Origin of the sequence: Cryobacterium sp. SO1, assembly GCF_004210215.2 — a bacterium.
In the GTDB taxonomy this organism is placed as follows: Bacteria; Actinomycetota; Actinomycetes; order Actinomycetales; family Microbacteriaceae; genus Cryobacterium.
The window spans coordinates 3,489,579-3,500,301 of record NZ_CP067394.1 but is presented as its reverse complement, the minus strand read 5'-3'; the positions used below and the strand labels follow the sequence as shown (position 1 = coordinate 3,500,301).

At 67.1% G+C, this 10,723-nt stretch carries 10 protein-coding genes; 6 read left to right on the top strand and 4 right to left on the bottom strand.

Annotated elements, in window-relative coordinates:
* The first annotated feature begins 16 nt into the window (after positions 1-16).
* The 4 genes from lysS to cls all read left to right on the top strand — a co-directional run bounded on the left by lysS (position 17) and on the right by cls (position 3,460).
* Positions 17-1,549, top strand: coding sequence for a lysine--tRNA ligase (lysS, locus tag BJQ95_RS16690; protein ID WP_130177248.1), 1,533 nt, complete (start codon positions 17-19; stop codon positions 1,547-1,549).
* A gap of 4 nt (positions 1,550-1,553) precedes the next feature.
* Complete coding sequence (locus tag BJQ95_RS16685; protein WP_165384897.1) at positions 1,554-1,703, top strand: hypothetical protein; 150 nt, start codon at positions 1,554-1,556, stop codon at positions 1,701-1,703.
* A gap of 114 nt (positions 1,704-1,817) precedes the next feature.
* On the top strand, positions 1,818-1,994 hold the full coding sequence (locus tag BJQ95_RS16680) for a hypothetical protein (protein WP_165384898.1): 177 nt from the start codon (positions 1,818-1,820) through the stop codon (positions 1,992-1,994).
* 11 nt (positions 1,995-2,005) lie between these two features.
* Positions 2,006-3,460, top strand: a complete 1,455-nt coding sequence (gene cls, locus BJQ95_RS16675) for a cardiolipin synthase (protein WP_370688398.1) — start codon at positions 2,006-2,008, stop codon at positions 3,458-3,460.
* 33 nt (positions 3,461-3,493) lie between these two features.
* Here cls and BJQ95_RS16670 read toward each other — a convergent pair whose 3' ends face one another.
* The 4 genes from BJQ95_RS16670 to BJQ95_RS16655 form a co-directional block, all read right to left on the bottom strand.
* Positions 3,494-4,474, bottom strand: a complete 981-nt coding sequence (locus tag BJQ95_RS16670; RefSeq protein WP_130177249.1) for a pirin family protein — start codon at positions 4,472-4,474, stop codon at positions 3,494-3,496.
* 9 nt (positions 4,475-4,483) lie between these two features.
* Positions 4,484-6,022, bottom strand: a complete 1,539-nt coding sequence (locus tag BJQ95_RS16665; protein ID WP_130177250.1) for a hypothetical protein — start codon at positions 6,020-6,022, stop codon at positions 4,484-4,486.
* 101 nt (positions 6,023-6,123) lie between these two features.
* Complete coding sequence (locus BJQ95_RS16660) at positions 6,124-6,351, bottom strand: helix-turn-helix transcriptional regulator (RefSeq protein WP_130177251.1); 228 nt, start codon at positions 6,349-6,351, stop codon at positions 6,124-6,126.
* Positions 6,351-6,998 (bottom strand): hypothetical protein, encoded by a 648-nt coding sequence (locus BJQ95_RS16655; protein ID WP_130177252.1) that lies wholly within the window; start codon positions 6,996-6,998, stop codon positions 6,351-6,353. The genes BJQ95_RS16660 and BJQ95_RS16655 overlap by 1 nt, the downstream gene beginning before the upstream one ends.
* Positions 6,999-7,306: 308 nt before the next feature.
* On the opposite strand from BJQ95_RS16655, the gene BJQ95_RS16650 reads away from it, so the two are divergent.
* Positions 7,307-9,832, top strand: a complete 2,526-nt coding sequence (locus tag BJQ95_RS16650; protein WP_130177253.1) for an ATP-dependent Clp protease ATP-binding subunit — start codon at positions 7,307-7,309, stop codon at positions 9,830-9,832.
* Positions 9,833-9,956: 124 nt separating this feature from the next.
* Complete coding sequence (locus BJQ95_RS16645; RefSeq protein WP_130177254.1) at positions 9,957-10,469, top strand: amino-acid N-acetyltransferase; 513 nt, start codon at positions 9,957-9,959, stop codon at positions 10,467-10,469.
* The last annotated feature ends 254 nt before the right edge of the window (positions 10,470-10,723 follow it).

Sequence of the window (10,723 nt, the reverse complement as noted above, 5' to 3'; positions counted from 1 at the left end):
CCGATGGAGAATCCGCATGAGCACCACCCCCGACGCCGTGCCCGACGACAACGCTGACGCACAGGCCCAGGCCGAACTGACCGAGCAGAAGGCCGTGCGGCTGGCCAAGCGGGACCGCCTGAACGCGGCGGCGACCGGCGCCGGCGGCGGCGCGTACCCGGTGTCGGTGCCCGTCACGCACACCATCCCGGCCGTGCGCGCCCAATACGACGCGCTCGAAGCGGATGCCGCCACCGGGGACACCGTGGGCCTGGCCGGCCGCATCGTGCACCTGCGCAACACCGGCAAGCTCTGCTTCGCCAGCCTGCAGTCCGGCAACGGCAGCCGCATCCAGGCCATGGTCTCGCTCGCCGCCGTCGGCGAAGAGTCGCTCGCGGCCTGGAAAGACCTCGTCGACCTCGGCGACCACGTCTTCGTCGCCGGTGAGGTCATCTCCTCCCGCCGCGGCGAGCTGTCGGTGATGGTCGCCGAGTGGCAGATCGCCGCGAAGGCCCTGCTGCCGCTGCCCAACCTGCACTCCGAGCTCAGCGAGGAGACCAGGGTGCGCAGCCGCTACCTGGACCTCATCGCCCGCGAGCAGGCCCGCCGCACCGTCGTGCAGCGCTCCCAGGCCGTCGCGAGCCTCCGCGCCACGTTCACCGGTCGCGGATTCCTCGAGATCGAGACGCCGATGCTGCAGACCATGCACGGCGGCGCCTCCGCCCGGCCGTTCTCCACACACAGCAACGCGTTCGACACCGAACTGTTCCTGCGCATCGCGCCAGAGCTGTTCCTCAAGCGCGCCGTCGTCGGCGGCATCGACCGGGTCTACGAGATCAACCGCAACTTCCGCAACGAGGGCGCAGACTCCACCCACTCGCCCGAGTTCGCCATGCTCGAGGCCTACGAGGCCTACGGCGACTACACCACCATCGCCGAGCTCACTCAGACCCTGATCCAGGATGCCGCCGCGGCCATCACCGGCGGCTCGCACGTGGTGACCTGGGCCGACGGCACCGAGTTCGACCTGGGCGGCCAGTGGGACCGCATCAGCATGTACGACAGCCTCTCCGCCGCCGTGGGGCGCGCGATCAGCCCCGCCACCCCGCTGGCCGACCTGCAGGCCCTCGCCGTAGCCGAAGGCATCGAGGTCGACCACCCCATCCACGGCAAGTACGTGGAAGAGCTCTGGGAGCACTTCGTCAAGGGGGACCTGGTTCGACCCACGTTCGTGCTGGACTTCCCGGTGGACACCAGCCCGCTGGTGCGCGGTCATCGGTCCATCGACGGTGTCGTGGAGAAGTGGGACCTCTACATCCGCGGCTTCGAACTGGCCACCGGCTACTCGGAGCTCGTCGACCCCGTCGTGCAGCGCGAACGTTTCGTGGAGCAGGCCAGGCTCGCAGCCGGCGGCGACCCCGAGGCGATGCGCCTGGACGAGGAATTCCTGCGAGCCCTCGAGCACGGCATGCCGCCCACCGGCGGCATGGGCATGGGGATCGACCGGCTGCTGATGGCCCTCACCGGCCTCGGCATCCGCGAAACCATCCTCTTCCCGTTGGTAAAGTGACCGCATGATGACTTTTCTGCCCAAGGACGAGCTGAAATCGGACGACGACGGCAAGAAGGGTCCGTCGAACAACCGGATCATGATCTGGGTCGTGGTGGGCGCCGTGGGCCTGTACCTGCTGGGTTCGGGCATCTGGGGCATTCTCGTCAAGTAACCCCCCGGCCACCCTCGCGAACCGTGAGAAAAGCACCCGAAACCCGCGAATCCTGGTGCTTAAGTCACAGCTCGCGGAGGGGGGCGCGGCTTGTTCGCGTAGGCTGGGGTGACTATGGATGACTTCTGGGCCAACGCTTTGTTCTCGCTCGCGCCCACGGTTCTGGTCGGGGTGATCTTCTGGATCATCATGCGCGCCATCATCCGCGCCGACCGGTCCGAACGAAACGCGTACGCGCGCGTCGAAGCGGAGGAACGGGCCAGACTCGGCCTCGACAAACCGGCTAGCTGACCGTGTTCGGCATCGACCTGTCCACCATCTTCCTGGTGGTGGCGTTCCTGGTGGACTTCGCCATCCGCGTGGTGGCCATCATCGTGGTTCCCCGCAACCGCCGGCCCACGTCCGGGATGGCCTGGCTGCTGGCGATCTTCCTGATCCCGTACTTCGGCGCGCTCTTGTTCCTGCTGATCGGCTTCCGCACCCTGCCGAAGCGCCGCGTCGAGATGCAGGCGGAGATCAACCAGTTCATCCTGGACAGCACCGCCGGAATGGAGCGGGTCACCCGCGAACATCCGTGGCCAGGCTGGCTCGAATCCGTTGTGCAGCTCAACCGCAACCTGGGCTCGATGCCCCTGGTGGGCGACAACCGCGCCCGGCTGCACGGCGACTACGAGGAGACCCTCGCCGCGATGGCCGCCGACATCGACAGGGCCACCAAGTACGTGCACGTCGAGTTCTACATCATCTCGCTGGACCACACCACCGCGCCGTTTTTCGATGCTCTGGAGAACGCCGTCAAGCGCGGCGTCACGGTGCGGGTGCTCATGGACCACATCCAGTCAATGCGGAAGCCCGGCTTCAAGGAGACCAAACGCCGGCTGACCGCCTCCGGCGTGCAGTGGCAGCTGATGTTGCCCCTGCAGCCGTTCAAGGGCCAGTGGCAGCGGCCGGACCTGCGCAACCATCGCAAGCTCGTCATCGTCGACGGCCGGGTGGGCTTCATGGGCTCGCAGAACGTGATCGACCGCACCTACAACATGAAGCGCAACATCCGCCGCGGCCTCAAGTGGAAAGACCTGATGGTGCGCCTGGAAGGGCCCATCGTGTCGGGCCTGAACGCGATCTTCATCACCGACTGGTACAGCGAGACCAACGAGCTGCTCACCCGCGACATCGAACCTGTGCATCCGGAGCAGATCTCCGATGCCCTCGACTGCCAGGTCGTGCCCAGCGGACCCGGCTTCAAGGGCGAGAACAACCTGCGCCTGTTCCTGGCGCTGCTCTACTACGCGCAGGAACGCATCGTGATCACCAGCCCGTACTTCGTGCCGGACGAGTCGATCATGTACGCGATCACAACGGCGGTACAACGCGGACTGCACGTGGAACTGTTCGTCTCCGAGATCGGCGACCAGGCTCTGGTCTACCACGCCCAGCGTTCGTACTACGAGGAGCTGCTCCGCGCCGGCGTGAAGATCTACATGTACAAAGCGCCGTACGTTCTGCACGCCAAGCACTTCACCATTGACGACGACGTCGCCGTGATCGGCTCAAGCAACATGGACATGCGCTCATTCAGTCTCAACTTCGAGGTGTCGCTGATGGTGCGCGGAGCTTCGTTCGTAGAGGCGCTGCGGGCCGTGGAGGACGGCTACCGGGCCGACAGCCGTGAACTCACCCTCGAGGAGTGGATGCGGCAGCCGTTGCGCTCCACGATCCTCGACAACCTGGCCAGGCTGACCTCGGCCGTGCAATAGGGGCGACCGGTCGCCGGGTGCAGCGGCGACCGGTCAGCTGCGCGGTTTGAGCCTCACGGTCGGCAGCGTCGGTGCAGGCAGCGCTCTGCCGTGGTACGCCACCTGGCCGAATCGGCCCGCCGGATCCGCCTCGTCGATGACCTCGAGCTGCCACTGGGCCCGCCAGGCGGTGATCTCCTCGTGGCCGCGGCCGATAAAGTTCCACCACATCACGATCTGCTCGCCGAGCGGCTCACCGCCCAGCAGCACCACCCGGGCCGGGCCGTCGCCGCTGTTTTCCAAATGGATGCCTGAGCGGCCCGCCTGCACAAAGCCCAGCTGGTTCTGCTGCACCGTCGTGCCGGCGAACCGCACGGTGCCGGTGTCGACGAGGACGCCGTGCTCGAAGCAACCCTCGACCTCGAGGTCGATCGACGACCCGGCCGGCAGGTCGATCTGTGCGCCCACCAGTGGGGTGTCCCCGGTGGCGGCCGCGGTGAGTCCGGCCAGTTTGCCCAGGAACACGTGCAAGGTGACCCCGTTGCGCACGATCGGTGCGATGACGTGGTTCTCGAAATGCGGTTTCTGATGCCGGGTGAGCTCGGGCAGCGCAATCCACAGCTGCACCCCGTGCAGCGCGGTGGTATTGGGGGTGGACACCTCGGAGTGACTGATGCCGGCGCCGGCGGTCATCAGGTTCAGTTCGCCTGGGCGCACCAGGGCGACGCTGCCGACGCTGTCTCGGTGCTCCACCTCGCCGGCGAACAGCCAACTCGCCGTCTGCAACCCGGTGTGCGGATGCGGCGGCACCACCATCCCGCCGGTCACCGAGACGTCGTCGGGGCCGTAGTGGTCAACGAAGCACCAGGCGCCGATCAGGCTGCGCTCACGCTGGGGGAGTGTGCGGCGCACGCCCATCGCTCGCGGACCGCCCAGGGGCACATCCCGGGGCTGCAGGAGGACGACGGGGTCGACCCCCGCAACGGCCGGTGTATCGCAGACGATCTCGGCCGGTTCGGTTTCCTGGTTGCTCACACTGCGAGCCTAATCCGGACGACCCGTCGTGCGGATCGGTTCGAGGGGTTCTGTGGGGCCGGTCTGGCCGGGCAGGTCGTCCGGGTCTCCGAGCGGCAGCGGCAGGGTGGGCTGATTGCGGGTGTCGCCGGCCGGGCCGGCCGACGGCTCCTGCGGTGCGGGACCGCCGCCGGGAGGGGTGCCGGATGCCGGGCGCGCGCCCGGGCTGACCGGCGGACGCTGCAGCAGTTCGACCAGTAACACGGCCACCAGCGCCAGCACCGCTGTCCAGATGATCACCGGTGGGGTGAGCGGCCGCCAGAAGATGGCGACGGCGGCGGCGGCCAACCCGATCAGCACGTGCGCCAGACGCCGATAGTGGTAGAGGAAGTCGCCGAAGCCGCCCGTCGTGATCCCGGCGTCCGCTGCCGTAGCCCGGATCCGGGCGGCCGTGCCGATGGTGCCCCGCCGCACGATCGCCCCACCGCGGAACGGTCCGGCCAGGTACGCCACCACGGCCACCGTGAAGCCGACCAGCCCCACCGACAGGGCGGTGGCGTTGATGAACGGCACCACGGCGTCATAGAGCGCCTGGGCAACATTGCTGGGCAGGTAGGTCGGCGAGACGGCACTGACGAACAGTATCCGGCCCACCGCGATCCCAGCGGCGAGCAGGGCCATCGACAAGGCCAGGGTGAGCCCGGCCCAGATCATGGTGCGCGAGCGCCGTTTGGCCACCAGCACGCCGAGCACGATCAGCCCCAGGCTCACCAACGGCAGTACGAAGCCGAGCACGTTCAGCAACTGGTAGCCGGTGCGCGCCTGCACGAGGGAGTCGGACTGGGCCACCACGATGGTGCGATTGACCTCGGGGATGTTCTGCGCCAGCGAGAAGCCCCGGTCGACGAGTTCCTTCTTGACCTCCGCGATGATCGGTCCAAGCTGGATGCCGATGTCCCCGGTGTCGCTGATCACCAGCGCCGAGGTGGTGTCGCCCTCCAGCGCCGCGATGACCTGGGTCTGACTGGTCCGCAGCGCCTGTTCCCAGAGCTGGGCGAATGCATCCGAGGCGACGATGTTCGTGGCGGCCGACCGGATCAGGCCCTGCACGCCCTGAACGGCCGGTTGTTCGAGCAACGTCAGGGCATCCTTGGCGGCCGGTGGGAGGTCGAGGTTCGACAGCCCGGCGAAGAGGTCTTTGGTGATGCCGTCGATGTCGATGCTGTCATTGACCACGGTGACGATCTCGTCCACCAGGTAGGCCTGCACGGCCGGGTCGTCCGCGAGCGGGGCGAGCGAAGCAACGAACCTGTCGGTGTCGTTGATGTAACCCTTCGTCCAGTACGCCACCACGCTCACCGGGGCCAGGATCACCCCGATGGTGATCAGCAGCGCCGCGAAGAACGCCCGCCACCTGGCTGCCGCCCGGTGCTCAGCGGCCGGCCCGAGCTGCCCGCGCAGCCGGGCGTTCTCGGCGGAGAGCCGGGCGATTTCATCGGCGGGATCGGGGGTGCTGGATCCGTTCGGGCCCACCCTGCGGGTTCCGGCCGGGTTCGGAGTGCCGTCCATGGTGCCGCCGCCTTTCGCCTGCTGTTCTCAGGTCGCGAAATCGTGGAGCCGAATGCTGACAGTATTTGCGCCATCAGGACCCCCCGCAAGGGGGAGAATCGCTAGTCGGCGCGCACGAGCAGGTCGCCGACCTCGCAGTCCAGGGCGACGCACACCGCGGCAAGGGTCGAATACCGGATGGCCCTGGCCCGGTCGTTCTTGAGCACCGATAGGTTCACCACACTGATCCCGACCAGCTCGCTCAGCCCGATGAGCGTCATTCCCCGTTCGATGAGCAACTCGTCGAGCCTGCAGTGGATGCCTGTGGCCTCGTCATCGGCGGCAACCACTAGACGAGTCCGTCGGTCTCACGCTGCAGGCGCTGGCCGAGGGAGATCGCGGCGGCGGCGACGAGGAGCACGAGTCCGGTCCCAGCGGGTGCGAGGTCCACGAGAGTGGCCAGCGGCCAGAAGCCCTCGGGGGCGTCTCCGTTCAGCTCGGCGGCGGCGATCATCCGGCCGAGCCCGCCAAAGCCCTGCCCAAGCACCGTGCCCAGGAGCAGCGCGTAGCCCACCAGGGCAACGAGCCAGAACACCGGGCGGTTGAAGGGACGGCGTCGCAGCACGCTCCAGCAGAAGTAGGCCACGGTCGCCGAGACCAGCAGGGTCGTGGCGACTGTTGTGGAGCCCTCCAGGGTGAGCAGGAAGCGGGGCAGGGCGCTGAGGCCGGTGACAGTGATCCCGGCCGAATCGAACGTGCCGCCGGTGATCTGCGCGGTGCCGGCGGACGCGGACGGCGGCAGGGGCGCATCCGCGAACAGCGTGACGACGAACCGGTCCTGCAGGAGCTGCCCGATCAGGATGGCGGCTCCGATGCCGGTCCCCAGGAGGCCCCAGATCAGGGCGCCGCCGAGAATCAGCCAGGTGAGAACCCGGCCGAGCCGTCGTTCCAACCGGGCCGTACGGTGCGCCTTGTCGGCGAGGGTGGTCTTCGCCATCAGCTTCTCCTAACGATTATCGATATGTGGACAGGGTCAGAACATATCGATTATCGTTGCGGCACGCAAGGGTGCCCGTCGAGTTGCCCCGGTGCGGTCGAAATGCCCCGCTACGCGGGGGCAACTCGTCCGATTGGGGGCAGGTCGGGGGAAACACCCCGGGCGCCCGGGGCGCGGCGGGCGATGCCGGAGACCTTGCGGGTCACATCCGTCACGCCCACGGCGAACAGAGGCACGCATCCGGGCTTGCGCTGGTTACTCTCTTTGTATCGGTGCCATAACCGCCCTGGCGCCAAGGGAGTGTTCATATGTTTGAGAGATTTACCGACCGAGCTCGTCGTGTCGTCGTCCTGGCCCAGGAAGAGGCCAAGATGCTCAACCACAACTACATCGGAACCGAGCACATTCTGCTCGGGCTCATCCACGAGGGTGAAGGCGTGGCCGCCAAGGCCCTGGAGAGCCTCGGCATCTCGCTGGATGCCGTGCGCGAACAGGTGCAGGACATCATCGGCCAGGGGCAGCAGCAGCCGACCGGGCACATCCCGTTCACGCCGCGCGCCAAGAAGGTCCTCGAACTGAGCCTTCGCGAAGCGTTGCAGTTGGGCCACAATTACATCGGAACCGAGCACATCCTGCTCGGGCTCATCCGCGAGGGCGAGGGCGTTGCCGCCCAGGTGCTGGTCAAGCTCGGCGCCGACCTCAACCGGGTGCGCCAGCAGGTCATCCAGCTCCTTTCCGGCTACCAAGGAAAGGAGCAGGTGCAGGTGGGCGCGAACGAGACCGCAGCCAACCCGGCGGGCAGCCAGATTCTGGACCAGTTCGGGCGCAACCTCACCCAGGCGGCGCGCGACAACAAACTCGACCCGGTGATCGGGCGCGAGAAGGAGATCGAGCGGGTCATGCAGATCCTCTCCCGCCGTTCGAAGAACAACCCCGTGCTGATCGGTGAACCCGGCGTCGGCAAGACGGCCGTCGTCGAGGGCCTCGCCCAGGCGATTGTCAAGGGCGATGTTCCCGAGACGCTGAAGGACAAGCAGCTCTACTCGCTCGACCTCGGCTCGCTGATCGCCGGCAGCCGCTACCGCGGTGACTTCGAGGAACGCCTGAAGAAGGTCACCAAGGAGATCCGCACCCGCGGCGACATCATCGTGTTCATCGACGAGATCCACACCCTCGTCGGAGCCGGTGCCGCCGAGGGCGCCATCGACGCGGCCTCGATCCTGAAGCCCCTGCTCGCCCGCGGCGAACTGCAGACGATCGGTGCGACCACGATCGACGAATACCGCAAGCACTTCGAGAAGGACGCCGCTCTCGAGCGCCGCTTCCAGCCGATCCAGGTCGCCGAGCCGTCGCTGCCCCACACGATCAACATTCTCAAGGGTCTGCGCGACCGGTACGAGGCGCACCACAAGGTGTCCATCACCGATGGCGCCCTCGTGGCCGCGGCCAACCTCGCCGACCGCTACGTCTCCGACCGGTTCCTGCCCGACAAGGCCATCGACCTGATCGACGAGGCCGGCGCACGCCTGCGCCTCTCGATCCTGTCCAGCCCGCCGGAGCTGCGCGAATTCGACGAGAAGATCGCCGTGGTGCGCGCCGCCAAGGAGACGGCGATCGAGGACCAGGACTTCGAGAAGGCAGCCGGCCTCCGCGACGAGGAGAAGAACCTGCTCGGCGAGCGTCTGCGCCTGGAGAAGAAGTGGAAGTCCGGCGACGTCAAGACCACCGCCGTGGTCGACGAGGGCCTGATCGCCGAGGTCCTGGCCCAGGCCACCGGCATCCCCGTGTTCAAGCTCACCGAGGAGGAGTCCTCGCGCCTCGTCTTCATGGAGAAGGCACTGCACCAGCGCGTCATCGGTCAGGAAGAGGCCATCTCGGCGCTCGCCAAGACCATCCGTCGCACCCGTGCGGGGCTGAAGGACCCGAAGCGTCCGAGCGGTTCGTTCATCTTCGCCGGCCCCACCGGTGTCGGCAAGACCGAGCTGGCCAAGGCGCTCGCCGAGTTCCTCTTCGACGACGAGGCCGCCATGATCTCGCTCGACATGAGTGAGTACGGCGAGAAGCACACGGTCTCGCGGCTGTTCGGTGCTCCTCCCGGGTTCGTCGGCTTCGAAGAGGGCGGCCAGCTCACCGAGAAGGTGCGTCGTAAGCCGTTCTCCGTGGTGCTGTTCGACGAGATCGAGAAAGCCCACCCCGACATCTTCAACTCGCTCCTCCAGATTCTGGAAGAGGGCCGGTTGACCGATGGCCAGGGTCGCGTGATCGACTTCAAGAACACCGTCATCATCATGACGACCAACCTCGGTACCAGGGACATCAGCGGCTCGCCCGTCGGGTTCCAGCTCGAGGGCGACACCGCCACCAGCTACGACAGGATGCGCGGAAAGGTGAACGAGGAACTGAAGAAGCACTTCAAGCCCGAGTTCCTCAACCGCGTCGACGAGATTATCGTCTTCCCGCAACTGTCCAAGCCGGAGCTGCTGCAGATCGTTGACCTGTTCATCAAGCGCCTGGGCGACCGGCTGCTCGACCGCGACATGACCATCGACCTGACCCTGGCGGTGAAGGAACACCTCATCGAGGTGGGCTTCGACCCCGCACTCGGCGCCCGGCCGCTGCGTCGTGCGATCCAGCGTGAGGTGGAGGACCGTCTGAGCGAGAAGATCCTGCACGGCGAGCTGAACGCCGGAGACCACGTGCACGTGGACTTCGTCGACGGGGAGTACGTGTTCACCACGACGAACCGCAACGAGTCCGTCTCGGTGGGCATCAACGCCGCCGCCGCGGTGGGAACCGGACCGGGCACGCCCGATCTGGCCATCACCAGCGACTAAGCAAGGGAGCACCACACGAACGGCCCGGCGGACATCCGCCGGGCCGTTCGTCGTCTCGCCCATAGAATTGGGCTTTGGGCAGAACTGAATCGGCCGCAGCGAGCGGCCAGGAGAGCGAGCGGACGTGACACACCAGGAGCTCATCGTGCGCCGGGCTCGGACCCGCGACGTGCCGCTCATCCAGGCCCTCGTCGAGCCCCTCGTGCAACAACGCATCCTGCTCGGTAAGGACCGCGTGGTCTTCTACGAGGCCGTGCAGGAATTCCGGGTGGTCGAGGACCTGGACGGGAACCTCGTCGGCTGCGGCGCCCTGCACGTGATGTGGGAGGATCTCGGCGAGGTGCGCACTCTGGCCGTGTCGGAGGACTGGGTCGGCAAGGGCGTCGGGCATGCGCTCATCGGTCGTCTGGAAGCCGACGCCAGGGAACTGGGCCTCAGCCGCCTGTTCTGTCTGACCTTCGAGGTGGAATTCTTCACCAGGAACGGCTTCGTCGACATGGGCACCGAAACTGTCGACCCGGCCGTGTACGCGGAACTGGTGCGCTCGCCCGACGAGGGTGTCGCGGAGTTCCTGGACCTCGCCCGCGTCAAGCCGAACACCCTCGGCAACACGCGGATGCTCAAGCGCCTGGCCTGATTCGATGCCGGCCCGCTCAGATGTGGGCCCGCTCGGCGTTTTTCTGCTCATCTGAGCATGTTCCCCGTCGCGTAACCAACCGGACATAGACGGTCGCTAGGCTGCCCCCCAAGCACTCTGGCCAACCTGCAACGTTCGTGCACCACGCCCGCCCCGCGCGGTTCGTGGCGTGCCCACTCGCACGTTCAGCGTGCCCACAAACCCGAGCTTCACCCTGCCTCTGCTCTGCCCTGCACCCTGTTTGCCACACCGTT